The 26940-nt window shown below is 30.4% G+C and carries 20 protein-coding genes; 13 read left to right on the top strand and 7 right to left on the bottom strand.

Annotated features, from left to right (window positions below; all coding sequences use genetic code 11):
• Positions 1-312: 312 nt before the first annotated feature.
• The 6 genes from JAO71_RS02355 to JAO71_RS02380 form a co-directional block, all read right to left on the bottom strand.
• Positions 313-1278: a restriction endonuclease gene (locus JAO71_RS02355; protein WP_202998585.1), complete on the bottom strand. Its 966-nt coding sequence runs from the start codon at positions 1276-1278 to the stop codon at positions 313-315.
• A gap of 265 nt (positions 1279-1543) precedes the next feature.
• Positions 1544-1939, bottom strand: a complete 396-nt coding sequence (gene tssD / locus JAO71_RS02360) for a type VI secretion system tube protein TssD (RefSeq protein WP_202998586.1) — start codon at positions 1937-1939, stop codon at positions 1544-1546.
• A 95-nt stretch (positions 1940-2034) separates the two neighbouring features.
• On the bottom strand, positions 2035-2421 hold the full coding sequence (gene tssD / locus JAO71_RS02365) for a type VI secretion system tube protein TssD (RefSeq protein ID WP_054851291.1): 387 nt from the start codon (positions 2419-2421) through the stop codon (positions 2035-2037).
• Between the two features lie 135 nt (positions 2422-2556).
• A complete protein-coding gene (locus JAO71_RS02370) occupies positions 2557-3435 on the bottom strand; it encodes a TssN family type VI secretion system protein (protein ID WP_202998587.1) in 879 nt (292 codons plus the stop codon).
• A gap of 12 nt (positions 3436-3447) precedes the next feature.
• Complete coding sequence (locus JAO71_RS02375; protein WP_202998588.1) at positions 3448-4359, bottom strand: hypothetical protein; 912 nt, start codon at positions 4357-4359, stop codon at positions 3448-3450.
• A 12-nt stretch (positions 4360-4371) separates the two neighbouring features.
• Positions 4372-5400, bottom strand: coding sequence for an NlpC/P60 family protein (locus JAO71_RS02380; protein WP_054851289.1), 1029 nt, complete (start codon positions 5398-5400; stop codon positions 4372-4374).
• Positions 5401-5608: 208 nt separating this feature from the next.
• Here JAO71_RS02380 and JAO71_RS02385 point away from each other — a divergent pair, with 208 nt between their 5' ends.
• From JAO71_RS02385 to JAO71_RS02445, 13 genes are all read left to right on the top strand, one after another.
• Positions 5609-6040 (top strand): GPW/gp25 family protein, encoded by a 432-nt coding sequence (locus JAO71_RS02385; protein WP_054851288.1) that lies wholly within the window; start codon positions 5609-5611, stop codon positions 6038-6040.
• 7 nt (positions 6041-6047) lie between these two features.
• Positions 6048-7880: a type VI secretion system baseplate subunit TssF gene (locus JAO71_RS02390; RefSeq protein ID WP_202998589.1), complete on the top strand. Its 1833-nt coding sequence runs from the start codon at positions 6048-6050 to the stop codon at positions 7878-7880.
• Between the two features lie 11 nt (positions 7881-7891).
• Positions 7892-8896 (top strand): PKD domain-containing protein, encoded by a 1005-nt coding sequence (locus tag JAO71_RS02395; protein ID WP_028291049.1) that lies wholly within the window; start codon positions 7892-7894, stop codon positions 8894-8896.
• Positions 8897-8926: 30 nt separating this feature from the next.
• A complete protein-coding gene (locus JAO71_RS02400; protein ID WP_116822999.1) occupies positions 8927-10084 on the top strand; it encodes a hypothetical protein in 1158 nt (385 codons plus the stop codon).
• A gap of 27 nt (positions 10085-10111) precedes the next feature.
• On the top strand, positions 10112-10618 hold the full coding sequence (gene tssO / locus JAO71_RS02405; protein WP_028291047.1) for a type VI secretion system TssO: 507 nt from the start codon (positions 10112-10114) through the stop codon (positions 10616-10618).
• A gap of 150 nt (positions 10619-10768) precedes the next feature.
• Positions 10769-11530 carry a hypothetical protein gene (locus JAO71_RS02410; protein WP_202998590.1) on the top strand — a complete coding sequence of 254 codons (762 nt, stop codon included), beginning with the start codon at positions 10769-10771 and terminating at the stop codon, positions 11528-11530.
• Positions 11531-11649: 119 nt separating this feature from the next.
• Entirely contained in the window at positions 11650-14472 is a 2823-nt protein-coding gene (locus tag JAO71_RS02415; protein WP_236011139.1) for a helix-turn-helix and ligand-binding sensor domain-containing protein, read from the top strand.
• A gap of 230 nt (positions 14473-14702) precedes the next feature.
• Complete coding sequence (locus tag JAO71_RS02420; RefSeq protein WP_202998592.1) at positions 14703-17750, top strand: SusC/RagA family TonB-linked outer membrane protein; 3048 nt, start codon at positions 14703-14705, stop codon at positions 17748-17750.
• Positions 17751-17753: 3 nt separating this feature from the next.
• Complete coding sequence (locus tag JAO71_RS02425; protein WP_054851282.1) at positions 17754-19220, top strand: RagB/SusD family nutrient uptake outer membrane protein; 1467 nt, start codon at positions 17754-17756, stop codon at positions 19218-19220.
• A 30-nt stretch (positions 19221-19250) separates the two neighbouring features.
• Entirely contained in the window at positions 19251-21377 is a 2127-nt protein-coding gene (locus JAO71_RS02430) for a carbohydrate binding domain-containing protein (RefSeq protein ID WP_202998593.1), read from the top strand.
• A gap of 12 nt (positions 21378-21389) precedes the next feature.
• Positions 21390-23027: a glycoside hydrolase family 16 protein gene (locus JAO71_RS02435; protein ID WP_116822995.1), complete on the top strand. Its 1638-nt coding sequence runs from the start codon at positions 21390-21392 to the stop codon at positions 23025-23027.
• A gap of 2 nt (positions 23028-23029) precedes the next feature.
• Positions 23030-25333 (top strand): beta-glucosidase BglX, encoded by a 2304-nt coding sequence (gene bglX / locus JAO71_RS02440; RefSeq protein WP_202998594.1) that lies wholly within the window; start codon positions 23030-23032, stop codon positions 25331-25333.
• On the top strand, positions 25333-26115 hold the full coding sequence (locus JAO71_RS02445; protein ID WP_202998595.1) for a glycoside hydrolase family 16 protein: 783 nt from the start codon (positions 25333-25335) through the stop codon (positions 26113-26115). The genes bglX and JAO71_RS02445 overlap by 1 nt, the downstream gene beginning before the upstream one ends.
• Positions 26116-26184: 69 nt before the next feature.
• On the opposite strand, the gene JAO71_RS02450 is transcribed toward JAO71_RS02445, so the two are convergent.
• A complete protein-coding gene (locus JAO71_RS02450) occupies positions 26185-26862 on the bottom strand; it encodes a Crp/Fnr family transcriptional regulator (RefSeq protein ID WP_116822992.1) in 678 nt (225 codons plus the stop codon).
• Between the last annotated feature and the right edge of the window lie 78 nt (positions 26863-26940).

The following is a 26940-nucleotide window of genomic DNA, read 5'->3' on the forward strand; positions in this document are numbered from 1 at the left end:
GTTGTTTGAAATCTGCCTATTTAAGATTTGGTCAACGACTAAAAGTTTGGTTTCTAAAGTGGCTTTTTGGTAGCTTTTTTTTCGCCAGTGTTCATTTTGTGTTTTCATAAGTGACTGTAATTAATTGCTTAATTTTTAGTCAACCTATTTCAGGAAAGTTCAGAGTTTTAATATTGCCTAACGTGATTGTATAAGATTAGTTGCGTGTTTTAAGCGCTAAAGTTAGCAAATAAATCACAGATAGAAAGTCCGAGAGGACTTTCGTAAGTAGGCTAGAACTAGCAATTAATTTTATACGGTGTTAGCCACTGATTATTTATCGTTAAATTTTTTTGTTTTCGGATTGTAAGTAAATAAAGTTTTCAATTTTTTAGATTCACCTTTTTCATTTGTTGCGAAAAATGTTAATTCCTCATTTTTGTCTATTATAATGTCACTTTTTATGTTACCTCCAACGTCTATTGTTACTGATTTTGTAATATCATTTTCTTTTGAACCTTTGACAATTCTTCCGCTTAAAATTGTAGCATCTCTTTTCACGAATTTTACATATACACTTGATGTTAATCCAAAAAGCTTGATTTTTTCTATATCTGTCGATTTTATATAATAATCATTAAAGTCAAGTTTGAATTGTATAGGGAAAGATTCGTCTTTTTTCGTTTCTTCCAATTTTATCCATTCAAGAATAGCAAGGTTCATTATTACCCTTTTATTATTTTCAATAGCCTCAATTAAAAGCATTTCTATTTTAATAGGTTCATTAATGTTCTCTCTGTAAACAATTCCATTAAACTCTTTTAAAATAGTGTCTAATATTTCCTTTGTAGTATCTAAATATAGAGTTGGTGAGATAAATTTTGACTCAATTTGAAGTCCCATTTGTTTTATTGGAAACCAACTTTGAATATCTTCTTTTTTGAGTTTATTTGCGGTATGTAATTCAATTCCGTAATATTTTGCTGTATTTATTGCGTCAGTCTGATATCCGTTTGTACTAACAAAAACTTTCTTATTAATTTGTTTAATTCTATCACATTTCGATTCAAATGCTTCAATTTCTTTAACGGGAACTTTTTTATTATAATCTTTACATTCAATCGCAATTTTAATGTCAAAGTCATTTATTGAGGAAACGATTAATATGTCAATTTCTCGCTTCTGACCACTTTCGTTTTCGATTTTATAATTATTGAAAATTTTTGTGTTTTCAGAATCTTTTAAAGTCTCTTGGATAAGTCGGATAGTTTTTTCTAACGATTTTCCATTGTTCTTCATAGTTTCTGGTAATTTGTGGCTAACTGGTTATATGACAACTAATATAGTTGTTTTTGGGGTTATATTTCCCGTTATGACAACTTTTAGTAACTTATATCAAATAAGTTTCATTTTATTAAAGCTGTTTTATTAATAAGCTAAACTACAATAATGTACTTGGAGGTACAATACGTATTATTACGTATTTTTATAAAAAAAACAATAGTACAGTCTTTAACTATATAATAGTTATATGTTGAAAGCGTTAGATTTGAACTTGCAGAAATTACATTTTTGCTGGCCAATTATTTGTATAGGTTGTTCCTTTTACACTAATTTCTTTAGCAGAAATTATAACTCTTGTTTTTAAGGGTTGTGCGCTAACAGCATCAAAATCTTCCATATAATCTAAGCAATATGCTTCGTTAAATGCTATGGTTTTAAGGCTGGACATATTATCTCTTTTGTAAAAGATAATATCACCATTTTTGGTCATGTTATGAGAGATCATCCACTCTAAAAAGTCTGTTTTGTTAGTAGATTCGATCAAGATAGTTATTTGTCCTCCACGAGGTTTTTGAGATGGTCGACCTGTAGTATCAGCGCCTTGGTGAAAACCAAAGGAGCATTCTAATACATTCATTTCGTTATCATCAATATTAAGTTTTGCTAAAAATGACATAATGAATTAATAGGTTTAAAAAATGAGAATAAAGAAATAAAGGGAGTGCATACGCAACTCCCTTTAAATTGATAAAATATTAATAATGTGAGTTGTTATACCCAGTCATTAGTGTGTTCTCCGTTACCTATACCAATACCTTTAGCAGATATAACAAAAGATTCTGACATTGGATTTTTACCTGTAGAGTCAAAGTTTTCTAGATACTTAACCATGTATCCTTCTGTAAACTTTAATTCTTTAGAAGTAGACTCGCTATCTCTTTTTAAGAATACGATAGATCCGTCTTTACGCTCAAAGTTGTTAAACATCCAGTCAGAAAGACTTGTGTCTGCAGTAGACTCAACAGTTAATTTAATTTTTCCACCTCTAGTAATAGAAGAAGGTCTTCCTGTTGCATCAGTTTCTTGGTGTAATTCGTAAGATGAATTTAATACGTTGTACTCTTGTCCTCCTACTTTAAGTTTTGCTTTAAAAGCCATAATAATAAGTATTTAATTAATAAAAAAGTTTAAAAGCCATTAGTGGCATACTGTAAAGCTATTAATGCAAATGAACAAGATAGCTTTTTTTCGGTAAAATGCTTTTTTATTAGTTAAACCGCAGTTGGGTAACTTTTAGTTAACATTAGTACGTTGACATACAATGACATAATCTTCTTTTATGTCGTTATTTAATACTGTTTTTGAGAAGTTAATATGTCTTAAAGAGGATATCCAAGTCGGTTTTTTGTAAAAAATCCAACCATTTGGTTCTTTAGTGTTTTGATCTAAGTAATCTATTTGGCTTTCAGGATGTCTTTCATTGTAATCATTAATAAAAAAATAAAATAATTTACCAAACTCCATATTTTCTGGAGCTTTAACCCTGAAGTTAGTTATATCAGGTAAGTTTTCATTTTTCTTAAATTCAAAACTTATAACTAATGGGTTTTGAAGTTCTTTTTTTGTAGGTTCTTTTACATCAACTTCTAATGGGTAAAACCAGTTTTTGTATTCAGGAACAGGTATTAGTAATGAAAATTCATATAATTTATATACCATAAAAGGGAAAATAAATGGTATTGATGCAGCTAGAAAGGTGTAGTTAATACCTTCTCTAAAATTTGTTACAACATTTAAAAAAGCAAATAACCCAATTAGTGTAATAGCTATAGTAAATAAAAATTCTGAAAAGTAATCAGATTTATCTTCAGATAGAGCTGGAAAAAATTTTCTTAATATATATAGGTGTAATAAACCTAAAATTAGAAATACAATTTGCATCCCTATAAAACTATTTACAGCTGTGTCGTTTAAAATTTTACTAGAACTAATAAATCCCACTAAACCAAAAGTAATTAATATAAATATGGCATATAGTATAGATTGCTTTTTTTGTTTTGAAAATGTTTTTCTTATTTTGGTAAATAGCATCATTATTATAGAGCCTACTAAAAATAGCAAAATGCTAATTTTAAAAGCGTTACCGTTTAATAAACTTGAAAGAGAACCCATTTTTTTTCTTTATTATAATGTTGTTGAAATCCCTAAAGAGGAACTGTTATTGTTGTCCAATGAAAATACTGAAGGACCTTTAACTTGATATTTTGTAGTTACATCCAGCTCTAAAGGTAAAAAATAACTGTAAAATACCTTTAAAAAATTTGAAATTCCCTTGTTTGAAATGTAACTATCTATTTCGTTTTTATCTTTTAACCAAATAGTAACTTCTAAATTTAAGTATGATATAGGGTTATCAATATTATCTAAAACAGCATTTATACCTAGTTTTAGGTCTGTATTTTTATGATTAGATTTAAAACTGTTGTTTTCGTATTTTTTTTGAAACGTGACGTCTGTTTTAAGTATTTTTTCTAAACTTAATCTTGTTAATTCTAGGTTACCAGCTATTTTAAAGCAATGTGGTAGTAGTTTGACAAGTTTTAGTAAATATGCTTTTGGCATATCTTGATTAAGGTTCCAGAAGTCTATTAAGTAATCATCTTTTAAACTGTAAAAGTTGTTTAATAGTATGCGTTCGTTTTTTTCAATATTTAATCTTTGTTCAAAAAATTCGTTTTCAATAGGAGAGAAGAAAGATCTGGCATCTGCTTCTTCTTTTTTTGTTTTAATTCTGTTAGATGAAAACGAGTTTGATCGATTGTTTTTTTGAGTATGAAAAAAACCTTCTGGTAAATAATCATAAAGACCACTTCTAGATATATCCATGCTTAATAAGTTGTCTTCAAGCTTGGATACATCTATATTTAGTAAATCACGTCTGTATGGTCTTTGAAAAGTACTTTTATTATTGACAATAATGTGTTCAGACTTTAGGTCTGTACGCTCTTGTACTTCTGCAATTAAAACTTCAGTTTTTAAGTTTTGATACACAGATAATAATTCACTAAAAATATCTTTTATTTGGGACGTATTCATTGTAATAAGGACTTAGTTTTCTGGTAATAGTCGTCCTGCTGCAACAAATTTTGTTTTCCAGTATTTATCATTTAAGTTACTTATTTGAACACCGTTTTTTCCGTTAGCATCCAAATTACTTGTAGAATGAACAAACATACCATTATAAAGGTATAATCCAACATGGTTTAAAGCGTCATTATCTTTACCAACACCTGTAAAAAAGATTAGGTCTCCTTCAAAAAGCGCTTCTTTTTGTTTAAACTCGTCTATAAAGTCTGATTCATATTGTTCTCTGGCAGTTCTTTCAATTCTTACATCGTAAATTTTAGAGGCAATTAATTGTGTAAAAGAGGAGCAGTCGATCCCTTTTTTTGTAACTCCAGCATATTTATAAGTTACATTATCCCATTCTTCAATTAGGTTGTATAATTCCACATTTGTTAGATCTAATGGGTCAACATTCAAAATTTCTGCATATTTTTTTTGTACTTCTGTAATCTCAAAAGTATCAGTTCCTATAGCTGGTTCAGGTTCTGGCTCTTTATAGTCAACAACAGGTTCATCTTTTCCTGTTTTTCCTTTACGATGTAGTTTTTCTAATTTTTTAAGTTCTTTAGAATAAGCTTTATCTTTTTTACGTAATTCTTTCTCTATTGATGCAATTCGTTCGGCTTCTTCTTTTTCTGCGATTTTTTCTAATTTTTTAGCTTCTCTAGCAGCCACTTTACGATTGTAAAGTTCTTTTTTTGTAGGTTCCAGTTTTACTTCTTTAGCTTCAATTTTTTTAGTCCCTTTGACATCAATTAAAAAGATTTCATGTTCAAATTCCTTCTTTTCAATGATTATAGCATACTGACCTTCTGGTAGCCTGTTAGTGAAGATAAATTTACCTTCAGCATCTGTAGCTTCAGTGTATTCGGTATCTTTAATCGTTACGATAGCGCCTTCTATAGGAGTCGATAATTGCTCGTCAAAAACAACGCCTTCAAAAAATATTTCTTGAGCATTACTTACTAAACACAATAAGATTAAAAATGGAGTTAAAAGTAGTTTTTTCATTTAACTAAGTATTATTTTTTTGGTTATTTTATTATTGAAAAATTTGATTTATAAAAGTAGATAAAAAAAATATCGTAGACTTCATATATCGACAAAATACATTAAAATAAGTATGAAATGAATTTAATTTTAAAAGTAATAAAATTATATTTAATTTCAGCTTTTTTATTTGAATGATACACTTATCTTAGTACTGTAACAATATTTAATGAACAACAATTACTATAAATTACCGATAAACGCCGAATCGCTTATTAAAAGCAGAATTCATCAAACCTGTGGATTGTCAGATTCCATAGCTAATAATATTCATTTAATAGCAACATCCTACTTTGGAGAGTGTACTTTTGATGATAGTTATGGATGCTCTATTTGGAATATAGATTTTGATAATTTAAAAAGCACCAACAAATTAAAGTCTTTAATTGAAGAGTCTTTAATAGACTCGTTAAAAATTCATGAAAAAAGATTAACTCATGTAAGAGTTTCAGTAAGAATTAAACAAGAAGAATTAAATCTAAACGAACAAAGTAATAGGATTAAAAAAAGAGTAGATATTAACGTTAAAGGAAAAATTAAAAAAATTGATGAAGATTTTTCTTATATCGAACACTTTTTTATCGGACCATTATCATATTAAACAGTAAATGAATAATACCAAAGAACAGATTAAAAATAGGATGCTTAAAAAGGCAGCAACACTTTGGGGTGTTCCTGCTAATGAGATAGAGATGTCCTTTGACCCATTGGTGGCTTTGTTAATAAGTGCTTGCGCTAGTGAAATTGAAAAAATTAGTGGAGAAATAAACGAGTCTCAAACTAGGATTACAGAAAAAATAATCCAGTTAATGACGCCAGAAACTATTTATGGTCCAAAACCGGCTCATGCAGTTATGGTAAGTCATCCAATTGATGCTAAAGCAATAGTTATGCCTGAAACCTTATTTTATTACAAAAAAAAGGTTACACAAAAAAAGACAACCCAAAATTTTAAAAATTTATACTTTACGCCAGTATCAGAGTCTACTTTGATTGATGCAAAGATAGATTATATAGCAGCAGGCAAAACCATAAAACAAATTGAGGGTAAAAATGACGACCTAGTTTTGCATGACTCTGGATCTAGAAACAGCTTGCCAAACTCTACATTATATATAGGTTTGTCTAGTGATTTAGAAGTTTTAGACTTAAATGATGTTTCTTTTTATTTTGAATTATTAGATTTAGATGACAAAACATTATTTTATCACCATTTAAAATTTGCCGAATGGTACGTGGATGGTAAAAAAATTAATACAGAATCAGGTTTTATAACTAATCAAAAAAGTGCAGCACTGGATTTAGATGCTATTTTTGAAGATGCACCTAATAAAACCAACAACATTGTACAACAGACTTGTAAATTTTACGATAAACATTTTGTTAAGATTCAGCCTAATAAGCAAAATCCAACATTTAGCGACTCAAAATTTGAAGAATTAGAACATGTAATATCTGAAAACAAAGTAAAAATTGCAGATAATGTTAAGTGGATTAAAATTGTATTTCCTAGAGTCATTTCTAACGCTACATTGTCTAATATATTTGTGACTGTAAATGCATTTCCTGTTTTAAATAGAGAAATTAATAATTTTTCATACAGACTAAAAGAGTTTATTAGTATTGTACCAATTAAAACAGATGATTTGTTTTTAGATGTTAATAGTATATCCAATACTAGTGGAAAAGAATATAAGCCACAAAGTAAAGACAATTCTTACGAAGAAAAAGGAACTTATATTACAAGAACAGAAAATGTAGGTAAATTAGGTTACAGAAAAGCTAAAGAGTATGTTGTTTATCTTTTAGAGTTATTAAAAGATGAAAGTGCGTCTTTCTCTATGTTTAATAACGATTTTTTACAAGCTAACCTTAAGGAGCTAAATCAACTAATAGCGCGCTTAGAAAAAAAGGTGTCAGAAATAACAAATGATGTTTCAGAAACCACATACTTAAGTCTTAAACCAATAAAACCTAAAGAGTCTTTAATAGTGGAATACTGGACAACAAATGGTGCACAGGCAAATAATATAAAAACAGGTAGCGAACTAGAAATATATAAAGGAATAGGTATAAAACAAAAAAGTAGTAAGTTGTTGTCTCCAACCTTTGGAGGTAAGGACCATCTTACTATGGAAGAGCGTTTAAACGCTTACAGACGCTCTTTATTATCAAGAGACAGAATTGTAACTAAAGAAGATGTTAAGGCGTTATGTTATGAGATATATAATGATAAAATTGTTGATGTAAAAATTAAAAAAAGTTATATAAAAGATATAGCATTAAACAAAGGATTAGTAAATTGTATCGAAATTGAACTTTTAGCCAACCCAGAAAACAATACAAATGTAGAAGAATGGGAGGCTTTAAATAGTAATTTATTGTTATTTTTGGAAAATCATTCGGTAAGTGTTTTTCCTTACAAAATCAAAATATCTTAAAAATTATAATCATGTCAGAAAAAAATATTACACATTATCACATGGATAAAATGGTAAAATATTTATTCATTTTTGTATTTTTAATTTCAGCATCAGTATTAGGCTATCATTACAATAATCAATCAGGATGTAATATTGTAGTTTTTGAAACCGAGGCTCAAAATTTTACAGTAAAAGAAGCCATTATATTTAATGATAAAACAATTGATGCCGAAAAATGGCAATGGGATTTTGGAGATAATACCTCTTCGTTTCAAAAAAATCCTGCACATTATTTTGAAAAACCAGGTAGCTATGATGTACAACTTATAGTAAATGGTAAATGTACTGCTATACAAACAGTCCAGATAAATGAAGCTATTAAAATTGTTGATTCTACAAAATTTCCTGTTTTTAACTTACCAGAATCTATTAGAGCAGGAGAAAAACTAGTGTTAAATGATGAAACTGAAAACGCTAGCGCATGGGAATGGCGTTTTGGTGAAAGTCCAAATGTAGATGATAATAACAAAATAGCAAGTTATGTTTATAAAGAGCCAGGTTTGTATACTATCAAGCTTGTTGTAAATAATGAGTATGATTATATTTCTAAAAAGAAAATTAAAGTATTAGAACCAGAAAAAGGCGTTTCTATTTTGGATCAAGAATTACCAAGTGTTAAACCAATAAAAAATTGGAATGTAAAGGATTATCCAATTGGTTATAAATCAGGAGATGATGAGGATAAACCAGAAGATGTTAAGCCAATGACTGCACCTAATATTACAGATAAAAACTTTTCTAGAATGCTAATTCAGGTCTCTAACGGAACCAAAACAGCTTTAGATTTTAAGATGTATTTCTGTGGTGATATAAACAAAACAGTAGTAGTAAATAAAAGTACAATGTCATTTTCTGTTTTATGTCAAAAAATAGCAAACAAAAACATTAAAATTAAATCTCTAGAGTTAGATAAGCAAAAAGGGACCAATTGTATTGAAAATGTATCTTTAATATATAAAAGAACCATTTTTTAATATAGTTTTACCCAAATAATATAATATAAAATGAAAGCAGAACACACACATCATAAAATCAATTGGGTTGATGGCATGAAGATTAATAAAAATCATTTTATTGGTATGGAAAATGCCATGATGAGTGCCTTGCATAATAGTAATGCTAATAATGTTACACCAGTAAATTTTGGTTTGTTACCGTCCAGTAGTTTGGCTCAAAACTCTATTGATTTAGTAATGTCAATGGATGGCCAATCAACAATTCATGTTGAAGTAAATACATGTAGAGCTATAACATTAGGTGGTTTTGAAATTAATATAACAGAACATACAAAAACACTATTAGAGCAGTCAGGTCAAATACTTAAACATCAATACGATCTTGATACTAATGATCAAGAATGGTTTATAGTATTATATGTTAATCCGTTTAATAAAATTCCTGTTGGAGACGCAGATCCGCAAGAAGATCCACCACGCCATCCTTTTGTGTTATCAGATTATAAAATAGATATCATTCCAAAAAATGAATCCTCTGACAATGAAATGGGATTATATCATATTACCATTGGTAAGGTTGAAATGGTAGGAGATACACCTACATTAGTAGAAGATTTTATACCACCATGTCGATCAATTCAAAGTCATCCTGATTTAAAATTTACATATTCTGAGATTGGTGCTTTTCTGAATCAAATGGAGCATTTTTCAATGCATATTGTTCAAAAAATATATCAAAAAAAGCAAACTAATGACCTTGCGCATATGGTTTTGCATTTAGCTCAAAAAACAGGCGAATATCTAAATTCAATAATACCAGAATTTAGACTGAAAGATAAATATGAAGCTCCAGTAGCCATGTTAACAAAATTAGTAAGTTTATCTAGAGTTATTAAAAGTGCCTTAGACGTCTATGTAGGAACAGGTAAAGAAGAACTTTTAAATTACTTAACCGATTGGTGTGATTTAAATCAAGGTGCATTTGAAAACGTTTTAATAGAAATGATAGAACTAGACTATGTTCATACTAATATTAACGAATCATTATATAAAACTTCTGCATTTACTAGATTAATGTTATCCTTGTATAAAAAATTAAATGAGTTAGATTATATTGGAAAAAAATCAGATTCTAATATATTTGTAAAAGAAGAAGTTGTAGATAATACAGAAGTTAAAAGTAGAAGAAGCTTTTTATTAGATTAATCAACCATAATTATGTCCATATAAATAATGAAACCAAAAAATAGTAAAGAAAGAAGAAATAGCTTTTTAAAATTCCTTTTAATTTTTTTAGTAACCGTAGGTACAATAGTTGGTGCTGTATATTTTAATTTTCAAATTTCTAATAAAGAAAATGAAGTTTTAAAAGAACAAGCCTCTTTGGTTAAAGAAGAACTTAAATTTCAGGCCAGTTTTGCTAACAAAATGGAAGAAGTTTCGGTAATAATAGACTCTTTAACAGCTCCTGGAGCAACAGTCTCTTTTGATAATGCAGAAATTGGAAAAAGATTATCAGAACTTCAGAATTCGATTCCTAAAAAAGATTCTACTCAAAATTATGATCTTTATGAAAACATAGTTAGTACATTTATGAAGCTTCAAAAAGCTCAAAATAGATTAATTAAGGTTAGAGAAACAGAGCAAAAAATTGATGAATATGAATTAAAACTTGAAGAATGCTTTGAAAGTGTTAAAGACCTACAAAGAGATGTTCAGTTTTACAGCAGAAATAATTAGATATTAAAATTATCATAAGTTTAAAAGCCTGATTACTTAAATAGAAGTAATCAGGCTTTTTTTGTGCTAGAGTAATAAGCTAATAATTATTGGCTTATCTTGCAGCGTTTTATTTGTAGTTAATGCAAATATAAAAAGTAAACTATAAATATGGAAAGAAGTCTTAAAGCAGAAGATAAAATTGCACAAATAAATAAAGTAGTACAGGCCTACTTTGATAATAATTCAAACATCGATTGGATACCAGCAAAACAAATTATGCCTGAATTAGTTAAGGAAGGAGTATTTGCAAAGGATCAAAAAAAAGGATTACCACTTCGAAAAGTTTTACGTGATTTAGATCAAAAAAATGTTTTAGACACAATACCGTTACTACATGTAGAGCGAACGGATAAAGCAATTTATTGGTATTTTGTAAAAGAAGGAGCTAAATTTCCTGAGAATACAGCTATAAGTACTGTGTCTAAAAAAGAAAAAGCTAAAACCATAAGAGAAAACACAGATGAGTTTTATATTATAAACCTTTGTGATGAAATTTTAAAACAAAAAGCCTCACGTAAACATACTTTTTCATGGTTATTTGGAGACTTACACAAAAAAGGAAAAACAAGGACTTTACTACCCTTAGCAGCATTTTATGAAGATTTAAACTTGGTTATAGAATTTGCAGATAATAAAAATAAAACAGAAGCACAACAAGTAAAACTAGAAGCATTAACAGCAAGTGGTGTGACTAGAGGTGTTCAGATAGAAAAGTATAATAAGAGGAGAAAAGACATGTTAGCAAAAAAAGCTATCAATTTATCTGTAATTGATTATTCTTTATTTGAAACGAATAATAAAAACAGACTAGTTCGTAGCAAAACTGAAGATGTTATTGTGTTAAAAAAAATATTGAAAAAATATCTTTAGAATATTATTTTCAATTTTACTGATTTTTAGTCAATTAGGTTTGTAGCAATATTGCTTGTATAGTTTGATTTCTCTTTATAATTTAACCATACAATGTTGTATATTGCTATATGCTTAAATTGAAAATTCTATCTTTTAGAAAAGTAATTAAAACCTTGATATTTATAGGTTTATGTTTTTTTTGTGGTAATTTGCTATCTCAAAACTTACCACCTATACAATATTTTTCTCCCAAACATTACAAAGCCGAAAATCAAAATTGGGCACTTTCACAAAGTGATGATAAACATATTTATGTAGCAAACTCAAAAGGACTTTTAGAGTTTAATGGTGCAGAATGGACCTTGTATCCTTCGTCTAATAAAACTATATTAAGATCTGTAAAGGTTTTTAAAGATAAGATTTATACAGGTAGTTATATGCAATTTGGTTTTTGGTCAAAAACCCCTAAAGGCGCATTAAGTTATACTTCACTTTCGGATAAAATAAAAGATAAGTTATTAGAAGATGAGCAGTTTTGGAAAATCACCAATCTAGATAATTGGTTACTATTTCAGTCCTTAAACAGGATTTACGTTTATAATTTAAAAACTAAAACATTTAAAATATTGTCCTCAGACGCTGGTATTATTAAGATGTTTAAAGTTAATAATACTATTTATTATCAGGATAGAGCAAAAGGGATTTTAAAGTTAGAAAATGGTGAGCCCACTGTTGTTGGTGGTAGTACTTTTTTTAATCAAAAAGTGATTTCTGGTTTATATCTTTTGGATAATAACTTGATGGTTGTAACCCAAAATAATGGAATTTATAAAGTTAGTGGTAATGTAATTTCAGTTTGGTCTCAAAATTTAAATCAAAAATTATTAAAGTATTCAATTTATAGCAGTATTAAAACTAAGGATAATAGTTTGCTATTGGGTACCATTAGTAATGGTCTAATTAAAGTAAATTCTGATGGAGTTATAAAACAACATATAAATCAGGTCAATGGGTTAGGTAATAATACCGTATTATCATTATTTCAAGATTTGGATGATAATTTATGGTTGGGTTTAGATAATGGTATTAATTTTATCAATAGCAATTCTCCTTTTAAGATATTTAATGATGATGAAGGAGCTTTAGGTTCAGTTTACGCTTCAATTGTTTATGATGATATCTTATATCTAGGCACAAATCAAGGGTTATTTTATAAAAAGGAAAATCAAACTAAATTTTATCCAGTTGATAACACTAAAGGACAAGTTTGGGTTTTAAAAATTATTAATAACCAATTATTTTGTGGCCATAATTCGGGTACTTTTTTAGTAAAAAAGGATCAAGCTGAAAGAATTGCAAGTATAGATGGAACTTGGGACTTAAAAACAATTAAAGGCAAATCTAATTTATTGCTTCAGGGTAATTATAATGGATTAAATGTTTTAGAGAATAAAAAAGGTGCCTGGCAATTAAGAAATAAAATTGAAGGTTTTGATAACTCATCCAGATTTTTTGTAATGCCAAAGACTAATCAAATTTTTGTTAGTCATGAGTATAAAGGTGTTTTTAAATTAGAAGTTGATGCTGATTTACAAAAGGTTTTAAAAGTTTCAAAGGTCAAAAATTTAGAAAAAGGTTTGTTCTCTTCGTTAGTAGAGTACAATGGGATTTTATACTATGCTTCGGATCAGGGAATTTATAAAAAATCAGCAACTGATACTAATTTTATTAAAGACTCGTTATTAACTAGTTTGTATGATGTTCAAGGATATTCATCAGGTAAATTAATAACAGACCAAGCAACTAATTCATTATGGATTATTACTCAAAAAGGCATTAACTATATTAGTCCAGGTAAATTAAGTAAGGTTCCTAAAGTATCATTTATACCTTTGCCTAGTGCTTTAAGAGAGGGGATTTCTGGTTATGAAAGTATATTTAGTGTAAAACCCGACACTTTTTTATTTGGAACTTCAAAAGGTTATATTCTAATTGATGTTACTCAAATTTTAGCAAAAGATTACCATGTTTCTATAAATGCTATTAATAAATCACCTCTAGGGAACACTAAAAACTTAATAGACTTAAACCAAGACGTTATTTTAAATAATAAAGAGAATAACCTAGATATTGGCTACAGTATAGCTGAGTTTGATAAGTATTTAGAAGCAGAATATTCTCATAAATTAGAAGGTTTATATGATTCTTGGAGCGATTGGACCACACAGTCAAATGTCTTATATAAAAACTTATCCTATGGAGAGTATAATTTTAAAGTTAGAGCCAGAGTAGGAGAGCAAGTAGTGCCAAATCAAGCTTCTTTTAAATTTACAATCCAAAAGCCTTGGTATATATCAAATTTAATGATTGTAGTGTATGTGTTATTTGGGGTGTTAATCGTTATATTAATCAATTTCCTTTATAAACAGTATTACAAAAAACAAAAACAAAAATTAGTAATTAAAGCAAACCGTGAGTTAGAACTTAAAGATTTTGAGACAAAACAACAGTTAATGGCTTTAAATAACGAAAAACTTAGACAAGAAATTGAAAATAAAAATCGAGAATTAGCAATTTCTACAATGAGTTTGATTAAAAAGAATGAATTTTTAAATACTATTAAATCTGAGCTTAATGAGAAGGTAAGCGATTCTAATTTAAAATCAGTTATTAGAATTATTGATAAAAATATTAATAATAAAGACGATTGGAATTTATTTGAGGAGGCTTTTAATAACGCAGATAAAGATTTTCTAAAAAAGGTAAAGTCTAAACATGCAACACTAACTCCAAACGATTTAAGATTGTGTGCATATCTTAGATTAAACTTATCTTCTAAAGAGATTGCTCCACTACTTAACATTTCTCCAAGAAGTGTAGAAGTTAAGCGATATCGTTTGCGTAAAAAAATGAATTTAGAGCATAATGTTAATCTAACAGACTATATTCTTAGTATTTAAACACCATACATTTGCTTATTTTACCTATACATAACCTATACAAACCTTGATTTACAACGTTTTAGTAGTGTTAATATAGTGTCATTAAATAAACGTTAACGCTTTATAGATATAAGATTAACAAGTTTTATTGTGATTTTTTTTGTCATGTATGTTTTTTGTAGCGGTTAATTTTGTCAAATTATCATTATATCTCAATAATTTTGATAAAAGCACAAAAACTTTATCATATGAAAAAAACTATTTTCTCATTTCTACTAATATTATTTACTCTATTTGTTTCCGCTCAAGAGTATACAATATCCGGAAATGTTACTGGTCTTCAGGATGGTTTTCCCATTCCTACCGTTAACATTATAGTAAAAAACACCTCCAATGGTGTGACCTCAGATTTTGACGGAAACTATAGTATTAATAATGTTCAAAAAAATGCAACTTTAGTATTCTCTTATGTAGGATACAAAACAAAAGAAGTTGTAATTACTAATGGTAACACATTAAATGTACAATTAACTGAAGACATTGAAGCTTTAGAAGAAGTTGTCGTAATTGGTTATGGTACTCAAAAACGTAAAGAAGTAACAGGAGCTGTAGCTACTGTTTCAAGTGAAACTATTGAAGCTTTAAAACCTACACGTATAGAGCAAGCTTTACAAGGTCAAGTAGCAGGTGTTAATATAACAGCTCAATCTGGTGCTCCAGGAAGTGCTTCAGATATTAGAATTAGAGGTATTTCTACTAATGGAGATAATAAACCTTTAATTTTAGTTGATGGAAACGTGATTGAAGACTTAAGTGTAATTAATCCAAATGATATTGAAAGTTATACTGTTTTAAAAGATGCTACAGCTGGTATTTATGGTGTAAGAGCAGCAAATGGTGTTATTTTAATTACTACTAAAACTGGTCGTAAAAATAAAAGTATGACATTTAGTTATGACTCTTACGTTGGTTTTCAACAAACAACTAGAAAAATACCTTTATTAAACGCGACAGAATATGCTTTAATTAAAAATGAAGCTGCAACAGCAAGTGGTGACGACTTAATATTTTCAGATGTTTATGGTTTAAATAGAGGTACAGATTGGCAAGATGAAATTTTTCAAACAGCACCAATTTTTAGTAATGCATTAACAGCTAGTGGTGGTACTGAAAAATCTACTTATTCATTTGGAGCGTCATTATTAACTCAAGACGGAATAATTGGAGGAAGTAAAGCTAATTTTACAAGATATACGACTCGTGCTAATTACGGTTTAGAAATTATTGAAGATTTAAACTTTAAAGCTAACTTAATTTATACAGGTACAATTAGAAAAGCATTGTCAGAAGGTGGTTTAGGTTCGGTTTTATTTAATGCTGTCAACTTTGCTCCGACTGACACTCCAAGAGACGAAAATGGAGAATATACTTCGTCAGAGGGTTATCCAATAGAAGTTGTTAATCCATTAAAACAAATAGAAAATACTTATAATAGGACTAAAGTAGATAAGATTAGTGGTGTATTTGGCTTAAATTATAAATTTTTGAATGGTTTTTCAGCTGAAACAAATTATCAATGGAACTATTCTGAAGTTAGAACAAGAGGACTTAATCCTCTAGTAGAGTATGGTAATGGTTCTGTATTTGACAATACTAGTAATCTTCAATTTACTGAAGGGATATCTTTTTTTAGAGATTATACTTTTGATGCTTTTATTAATTATGAAACGTCCCTTAATGATGATACACATAATATAAAAGCAACTTTAGGTACCTCAGTTTTTAAAACAACAGGAGATTATTATTTAGCAATTGGAGACGGTATGCCAATTAATACTGCTTTTAGTGATGCAGATATTAATGATGCAACCACAATTACGGACCCTTATTCACAAATTAGTAACCGTTTTTACGACTCTAGATTATTATCTTATTTTGGTAGATTACAATACAATTATAAAGGGAAGTATTTGTTTTCAGCAGTAGTAAGACGTGATGGTTCTACTGCATTTGGGCCTGAAAATAAGTTTGGTGTTTTCCCTTCTGGATCTGTTGGCTGGGTTGTTTCAGATGAAGATTTTTTATCAAAAAATAATACAATCAACTTTTTAAAACTTAGAAGCTCTTATGGAATTTTGGGTAATGACAGGATCCCAGCATTTGCATTTGAATCTCTGTTAGATGGAGAAGGCGTCTATGTTTTTGAAGATCAATTAGCTTTGGGTAATGCTATAGGTCGTATTTCAAACCCAGAAGTTAAATGGGAAGAACAAAAAGCATTTGATATTGGATTTGAAACTAGACTATTTAATAACAAAATTGATATTTCTGCAGATTATTTTAATCGCAAAACCGAAAACCTATTACTTCAAGTAGAAAGTTCTACTATTTTAGGTGTTGCAGCTCCAGGTTCAGGTAATCCAATTGTAAATGCAGGAACAGTTCAAAACAGCGGATTAGAATTTCAGATTAGTTATAAAGAGCAATTATCCGATGATTTTAAATTTAATATTAGTTATAATTTTGCAACTCTTAAAAATGAAGTTCTACAAGTAGATAATAGTATAGGTTATGTAACTGGTGGAAGTTTCGGTATTGGACAACTACCGCCTTCAAGAATGCAAGAAGGGCAACCAATAGGTGTATTTTATGGATTACAGACTGATGGAGTATTTCAATCACAAGAAGAGGTTGATGCACATCCGTCACAATTAGCTTTGGGTGCAAATGCTGAAGCTGGAGATTTACGTTTTGTAGATGTTAATCAAGATGGTGTTATAGACGATAGTGATAGAACATTTATTGGAGATCCAATTCCAGATGTAACTATGGGATTAAATATTACATTTGATTATAAAAACTTTGATTTTCAATCTTATTTCTTTGCATCAATAGGTAATGATATAGTAAGGAATTATGACCGTAATAGTTCCAAAACAAATTTAACATCATATGTATTAGACAGATGGACAGGTCCAGGAAGTACTAATAGTGATCCTAGAGTAACAAATAGTGCAACTTCTAATAGTGTTTTTTCTGATTACTTTGTAGAAGATGGATCATTTTTAAGAGCTCAAAACATGCAATTGGGCTATACCTTTGATAAAAATAAAATGGATAGTATAGGGTTAGATAACATCAGATTATATGTGTCTGTTAGTAATGTTTTTACACTGACTAAATATAGAGGTTTTGATCCAACGACTTCAAATGGAGCACCAATTGGAGGAGGTATAGATTATGGGTTTTATCCAAATCCAAGAACATTTTTAATTGGAACAAACGTAAAATTTTAAGACATGAAAAATATAAAATATACAATACTATTTATAGCTACAGTTATGATGACTGTGTCTTGTAGTGACGATTTTGTTGATGTCGAATCACAAAATGAAAGTTCAGAAAATTATTTTAATTCAGAACAAGATTATCAAGATGCCTTAATAGGTGCTTATGACTTATTACAGTCCACTTATTTAAATGTTATGTTAGGAGAAATTGCTTCAGATAATACTTTGGCAGGAGGGGAAAGCGCAACTGATGTGCCAGGTTTTCAACAAATTGATGATATGATTCATACTCCCAATAACGAACAACTAAGGTCTATTTGGGGTTGGATGTTTGCAGGTGTTAATCGTGCAAATTACATTTTAGAATTTCAAAATAAAACTGATTTTCCAGGTAAAGAAAACGTATTAGCTCAAGCTAGATTTTTAAGAGCATATTATTATTTTGAATTAGTAAAATGGTTTGGTGATGTGCCATTAATTGTAGATCAACGTTTCTTATTTGGAGATCAATTTGAAGTTGACAGAACACCAAAAGAAAATGTTTACGCTCAAATCGAGTTAGATTTAATGTATGCTTCAGATAATTTACCTTATATGCAATCTCAAATAGGACGTATAACCAAAGGTGCAGCACAAGCACTATTGGGTAAAGTCTATTTATATCAAGAAAAATTTGGTGATGCAGCTTTAGTATTAGAAGACCTAATTACTTCAGGTCCTTATGATTTAGTAGCAGATTATTCAACCATTTTTGAAAATGATAATGAAAATAACATAGAGTCCGTTTTTGAAGTGCAATATTCAGATTTAGAAGGTGCAGGTTTTGCTTGTTTACAATGTAGTGAAGGTAATGTCGCTGTAGGTTTTAATGGTATTCGAAACTATAATGGTCCAGAGTTTGATTCTGGTTTTAGTTTTAACGTTCCAACTCAAGAGGTCGTAGATCAGTTTGAAAGTGATGATCCAAGAATTGATACAGCAATATTAGATATAGAAGCTTGGTCAGCATCAACAGGAGCTACATATGGTACAGGATATGAGCACACAGGATATTATAATAGAAAATATATTGCGCGTCAAGGAGATTCAAATATTGGAGATCAAAACTTGACTAATCCTAATAACTATAGAGCTATTCGTTATGCAGATGTTTTATTAATGGCTGCTGAAGCTTTAAACAGAGGGTCTATTGCAGACGATAGAGCCCAAAATTATCTTAACTTAGTAAGACAACGTGCTTTTGGAGATATGGATCATAATATAACGTCAACAGGAAGTACATTAACTCAAGCTATTTATCATGAGCGTCGTGTAGAGTTAGTAGGAGAAGGACATCACTTTTTTGATTTAGTAAGAACAGGTCGTGCTGCTTCAGAAATAGATGGTTTTGTAACAGGAAAAAATGAAATATTTCCTATTCCTCAAATCGAAATAGAATTAACAGGTAATCGCTGGGCACAAAACCCTGGTTATTAAAAAGTATATAAATTAAAAACTCAATAGAATATGAAAAATTTCAAATACATTCTTAGTTTATTCATGATTATTTCAGCCTTTATTGGTTGTGAAAAAGATGATGACTTACCAGATGTTAGTGCTCTACCAGCACCAACTAATGTAGCAGCAGTAGTAACAATTACTCAAGATAATTCAGGAGTAGTTACAATTACACCTACAGGAGAAAATGTAGCTAAATTCAGAGTTAATTATGGTGATGGTTCTGGTACAGATTCAGGCGAATTAAATCCTGGAGAAAGTACACAACATACCTATGCAGAAGGTACCTATGAAATAGTTATTGCTGCTTCTGGTATTAACGGAAAAACAACTACAGTAGCTCAAACAATTGTGGTGTCTTTTCAAGCTCCTGAAAACCTATTAGTAACAATTGAGAATGATTTAGGAGTATCTAGACAAGTTAATGTAATAGCTACTGCAGATTTCGCAATATCTTATGATGTAGATTTTGGTGATGTTGCAGGTACAGTTATTACTAATACTATTGGTGAAACAACCTCTTTCGTATACGATGCTGCAGGTGTTTACACCATAACAGTCACAGCAAGTAGTGGTGCAATTGAAACCATATCATATACAGAGGATTTTGAAGTCACAGAAATTTTAGCACCTTTAGTAGCAGCACCAACTGCTCCTGCTAGACAACCTGAAGATGTTATTTCAATTTATTCAGGTGCTTATGCAAACATTGCAGGAACAGATTTTTATCCAAATTGGGGACAACAAACAACATTTGAAGAGGTTGATGTTGCTGGTGATTTAGCTATTAAATATGGTAATTTAAATTATCAAGGTATTCAATACGGAGAAGAAGTAGACGCGTCTGCAATGGAAATGTTACACATTGACATATGGACTCCTGATGCAACCCAAGTAGAAATTTATCCTATAAGTGTTGCTTCAGGTGAGCAACAGGTTACTAAATTATTAGAATCAAACCAATGGAATAGTTTTGATATTCCGTTGTCAGATTTTACAGACCAAGGTTTAAGTATAAATGATTTACATCAGTTTAAATTTGTAGGTTCAGGAACTTTATTTTTAGATAATATTTATTTCTATAAAGAACCGGAGGTTTCTACATTACCAAGTTTGCCTGTGGATTTTGAATCTTCTAGTTTAGTTTATGAATGGACAGGTTTTGGTGATGCTAGTTTTGGACCAATTCCTGCTTCAGTAGTTTCAAATCCTGATGCTTCAGGTATTAATACAAGTGCAAATGTTGTACAAATTGAAAAAACTGCTGGAGCGCAAGTTTGGGCAGGTGCATCAATGGATTTAGACGGAGCAGTAGACTTTACTAACGGTACAACTATGTACATGAAAGTTTGGTCTCCAGTAGCTGGATCTACCATTAGATTTAAAATGGAAGATTCAAACTCTACTCAAGATGCTAACGGTAATCCAACAGTTGTTGTAGAGGTAGATGCAGTTTCAACTGTAACAAATGCTTGGGAGGTTTTAGCTTTTGATTTGACAACATGGGCAGGATTTACTACAACTGCGTCTTATGACAGGGTTGTGATTTTTCCAAACTTTAATACTGGAGGAAATGGAGAAATCTTTTACTTTGATGATATCCAGTTAACTAATACAACAAACAATAATCAAATACCAGTTAATTTTGAAAACTCAAATTTAACTTACACTTGGACTGGATTTGGTGACGCAGGATTTGGACCAATTCCAGCTGCTGTCATTACTAATCCAGATGCTTCAGGAATAAATACTAGTGCAAATGTTTTAGAATTAATTAAAACTGCTGGAGCGCAAGTTTGGGCAGGTGCATCAATGGATTTAGATGGAGCAGTGGATTTCTCAAACGGAACAACTGTTAAAATGAAAGTTTGGTCTTCAACAGCAGGTGCAACTTTTAGATTTAAATTAGAAGACTCATCTTCAACTCCAGATGCAAATGGAAATCCAACTATTGTAGTCGAAGTAGACGCTGTATCAACTGTAACAAATGGTTGGGAAGAGCTTACTTTCGATTTAACAACAGGAGTTGGATTTAGTGCTTCAGAGTCGTATGATACTATTGTTATTTTTCCAAATTTTGGAGCTAATGGTAATGATGATGCATATTACTTTGATGATATAATGCTAACAAACTAAAATAGAGTTACAATGAAAAAAAGAATAACATATAATTTTAGTCTACTAGTCTTAATGTTGACGGTTATTTTTGCTTGTCAAGAAGAAGATCAAACCTTTGGAGAGATAGTAGAGCCAAGTAACCTTGTTGTTACGGCAACAATTGTTGGTCAAGATGCCTCTAACCCTAATGGAGATGGTAGTGGACTGGTACATTTTAATGCAACAGCAGACAATGCTTTAAGTTATAAGTATAATTTTGGAACAAGTCAATTAAATGCACCTTCAGGTTCAACTTCATTTACATTTTCAGATTTAGGAGTTAACACATACACTGTAGCTGTAGTCGCTTATGGTACAGCTGGTGTATCTACAACAAGTACGATTGAAGTAGAAGTTTTAGCAACTTATTCTCCTCCTGCAGATTTATTAGATGCTTTAGTTGGTGATGGTTCTAAAACTTGGAGGATTAAATCCGAAAAAAATGGACACTTTGGTTTAGGTCCTGTTGGCGGAACCGTAGCAGCAGAATGGTATGGAGCAGCTCCAGGAGAAAAATCGGCAACTGGAATGTATGACGATCGTTTTATTTTTAACGAAGATGGTACATTTACCCACATTGTTAATAGTACCAACGATGATCCTGCTACTGATACTTCAGGAACTATTTTTGGACGTGATCCATTAGTTAATGAGTTAGGTCCACACAGTGAAACACCAAATGGAGCAGACATTGAAAATTATCCTTACCAAGATTATTCTGAAACATGGGTAATCACAGCTCCAGGAGGAGTTGAAACCATTAATATATCTAATTTAGGTTTTATTGGATATTATACAGGTGGTAATCATAGATATGAAATTTTTGCGCGTGACATTCCTAATGAGTTAACTATAAGAACTACTGACGGAAATAGCGAATTTGATTGGTGGTTTATAATAACTTCAGAAGAAGAAGGTGCTTCAAACGAACTTCAAACTATATATAATACTTTAGCTTGGTCAGATGAATTTGATGTAGATGGAGCCCCAAATTCAGCAAATTGGACCTATGATTTAGGAACAGGAGATAATGGTTGGGGAAACAATGAATTACAAACTTATACTAACAGCTCAGAGAATGTTATTGTAGAAGGTGGTAATTTAAAAATTACAGCTAAAGCTGAAAATGGTTCTTATACTTCAACTAGAATTAAATCTCAAAATTTATTTCAGTTCACCTATGGTAGAGTAGAGGTTAGAGCTAAATTACCAGTAGCACAAGGGACTTGGCCTGCAATATGGATGTTAGGATCTAATTTTGAAACTGTTGGATGGCCAAATTCTGGAGAGATTGATATTATGGAACAAACAGGTCAAGATAAAAACACAACTTTAGGTACTTTACATTATCCAGGTATGTCAGGTGGTAATGCAAATGGTGGATCTACTACAGTGCCAACATCTACATCAGAATTCCATAATTATACTGTAGAATGGACACCAGATGTAATAAAAATAGCAGTTGATAATGAGGTGTTTCATACAGTCATTAACTCAGACGCATTACCTTTTAACGATAATTTCTTCTTCATTTTAAATGTAGCAATGGGAGGAAGCCTAGGAGGAGATGTTGATCCTGCATTTACAGAAGATTCAATGGAAATTGATTATATAAGACTTTATCAATAATTATGAAATTTAATAAATATATTATTTTAGTCATAGCAGGTCTTCTCATTTTTTCTTGTAAAGAAAACAATGGGAAAGACTTAGCTATAAAAGACGCTAATACATCACAACAGGCTTCAGATATTGAAGATAAAGTTTCAGAATTACTGTCTAAAATGACCCTTGAAGAAAAAATAGGTCAAATGAATCAGTATAACGGATTTTGGGACGTTACTGGACCAGTTCCTGAAAATGGTGATCAAGCAAAAAAATATGAGCATTTACGTAAAGGTTATGTAGGATCAATGCTTAATGTTAGAGGAGTTAAAGATGTTAAAGCAGTTCAAAAAATAGCAGTTGAAGAAACGCGTTTAGGTATTCCTTTAATTATTGGCTTTGATGTTATTCATGGTTATGAAACCTTAAGTCCAATACCATTAGCAGAGTCTGCAAGTTGGGATTTAGAAGCTATCAAAAAATCAGCAGAAGTAGCAGCTAAAGAAGCCTCTGCAGCTGGAATAAACTGGACATTTGCACCAATGGTTGATGTTTCAAGAGACGCACGTTGGGGACGTGTAATGGAAGGTGCAGGAGAGGATACTTATCTAGGGTCAAAAATTGCAGTTGCCAGAGTTAAAGGGTTTCAAAGTGATGATTTGTCAACACATTATTCAATAGCTGCTTGTGCAAAACATTTTGCGGCTTATGGTTTTGCAGAAGCTGGTCGTGATTACAATACTGCAGATGTAGGTACTTCAACTTTAAACAATATAATTTTCCCGCCTTTTAAAGCTGCTAAAGACGCTGGTGTAAGGACGTTTATGAACTCGTTTAACGAACTTAACGGGATTCCTGCAACTGGAGATAAATATTTACAACGTGATATTTTAAAAAAACAATGGGAATTTGATGGTTTTGTTGTTTCAGATTGGGGATCAATAACAGAAATGATTGCTCATGGTTACGCTAAAGATGGTAAGCATGCAGCAGAACTTGCTGTTAATGCTGGTTCTGATATGGATATGGAATCTTATTTATATGTTGAAGAATTAGCTAATTTAGTAAATGAAGGCAAAGTAGATCCTAAACTTATTGATGATGCTGCACGTCGTATTTTACGCGTAAAATTTGAGTTAGGCCTTTTTGAAAATCCTTATAAATATTTGGATGAAAGTAGAGAAAAGGAAGTTATAGGGAGTCAGACTATTCATGATGCGGTTTTAGATATGGCTAAAAAGTCTATAGTATTACTAAAAAATGAAAATAAACTTTTACCACTAAAAAAGGAAGGACAAAAAATTGCTTTAATTGGTGACTTGGCTGCAGATAAGACTAGCCCTTTGGGTAGCTGGCGTATAGCTGCAAAAGACGAAACTGCTGTGTCTGTTTTAGAAGGTTTAAATAAATATACAGGTAATACTGTTTCTTATGCAAAAGGAGCAGATGTTTCTATTGGTAAAAATGAGTTTGCGTTTGAAGTAAAAATTAATACCAAAGACACTTCGGGATTTGATAAAGCTATTCAAACAGCAAAACAAGCTGATGTTGTTGTAATGGTTTTAGGAGAACATGGTTTTCAAAGTGGAGAGGGTAGAAGTCGAACAGATTTAGGTTTACCAGGTGTTCAGCAAGAGCTTTTAGAAGCTATTTATAAAGTCAATAAAAACATTGTACTAGTTTTAAATAATGGAAGACCTTTAGCTATTAATTGGGCAGATAAAAACATTCCTGCAATTGTTGAGGCTTGGCAATTAGGTACCCAAAGCGGTAATGCTATAGCGCAAGTGTTGTATGGTGATTATAATCCTAGTGGTAAATTGCCAATGACATTTCCAAGACATGTAGGTCAAGTACCAATTTATTACAATTATAAAAACACAGGTCGTCCAACCTTACCAGCAAAAGATATTGTGTTCTGGTCTCATTACCAAGATGTAGCGAACACACCATTATATCCGTTTGGTTATGGATTAAGTTACACAACCTTTGACTATGCTAACTTAAAAGTATCTAATACTTATGGTAAAGATAAAAAAGTAACTATCAGTGTTGATGTAACCAATACTGGTGATGTTAAAGGTAAAGAAGTTGTTCAATTATACGTTAAAGATAATTTTGCAAGCATTACTAGACCTGTAAGAGAGCTTAAAGGCTTTGAATTATTAGAATTAAAACCAAAAGAAACTAAAACTGTACAGTTAACCTTAACTGAAGCAGAGCTTGGTTTTTTTGATAATCAAGGACAATATTTAGTAGAAGAAGGTGATTTTGAAGTCTTTGTTGGTGGTGATTCTTATGCGGATTTAACCTCTAAATTTAAGTTATAATGAAGTATTTAAAATTTTTATTAATTGTACTTCTATTTTGGTCATGTAAAGAGGCTAAAAAAGAGATTGATACAACCGAAGTTTTTAGCTTTACAGAGCAATTTGAAGGCGAACAATTAAATTTGGACCATTGGAATTATGATCTTGGAGATGGATGTCCTAATTTATGTGGATGGGGAAATAACGAAAGACAAGTCTATACCAAACAAAATGTACAAGTAAAGGATGGTAAGCTTTTTATAACCGCAACTAAAGATTCTACTGGATATTATTCTGGTAAAATTACGACTAAAGATAAAATCCAATTCCAATATGGTACAGTAGAGGTTAGAGCAAAATTAGCTTTAGGTAAAGGTTTGTGGCCAGCATTTTGGATGTTGGGTAGTGATATTGACACCAATACTTGGCCTGCTTGTGGTGAGATTGATATTTTAGAATACGTAGGTAAAATGCCTAATCAAATTCATACTACATTACACACGCCAGACAGTCATGGTCAGTCTGTAAATACCAAAATTTCTAAAATAGAAAATATAGAAGAAGGTTTTCATAACTATAAAACTAAATGGACAAAAGATGCTATTACATTTTATGTAGATGATGTTTTAGTGTATACGTTTTCTCCTGAAATTAAAAATGATCAAACATGGCCTTTTGATAAACCTTTTTATCTAATTTTAAACTTAGCTATTGGCGGAAATTTTGGTGGTCCAGAAGTGGATGATTCTGTTTTTCCTGAAGAGTTTGTAATAGATTATATAAAGGTATCTAGCCCAAAATAGTCCTACCCTAAGAACTATAAATAGAAGAGGATGTAATATTATATTACATCCTTTTTTGCTTTGAAGATGTTATTCAATATGTTTTAAAGCCTCTAAATTTTCAATTTTTATTAGTTTCCCTTTAGTACTTATTAAACCTTCCTTTTTAAACTGAGATAAAATTCTAATTGCACTTTCGGTAGCAGTACCAACAATACTTGCATAATCATCTCTAGATAGTGTTAAGGATAAATACCCATTGTTATCTATTCCAAATTTATTATTGACATATATTAAAGTTTCAGCTAAACGTTGTTTTACAGATTTTTGTGCCATATCTACAATACTATTATCTGCATTCTTTAAATCTAAAGCCATTCTTTTTAATACGTCCATACTAAAATCAACATTAGTATGTAAATCATGTAAGATTTCTTGTTTAGGTATAAAACAGACTTGCATATCGTTAATTGCCACAGCTTTTAAATTAGAAGACTGACCACTAACTAAAGTGCGTTGTCCCATCATACCTCCTTTAATTACTAATTTTACAACTTGATCCTTACCATTTTTGCTTAATTTAGTCATTTTACAAACGCCTTCTCTCACGCAATAAATACCATTTAAAATATCACCTTCATCAAAAATAACATCTCCTTTTTTTATGAATTTTGTTATTTTACATGCAGAGACTCGCATTAATTCTTCTTTAGTTAAGGTCTTTAAACTATTAAATTGCCTAACAATACATTGTTCACATTTACTCATACCTTAATTTGTTGGAAGTTTACCAAAAGTTTGTAATATCTAACATGACAAATATCATATAATAAAAGCGCTTAAAAT

This window comes from Olleya sediminilitoris (assembly GCF_016785945.1).
Taxonomy (GTDB): domain Bacteria; phylum Bacteroidota; class Bacteroidia; order Flavobacteriales; family Flavobacteriaceae; genus Olleya; species Olleya sediminilitoris.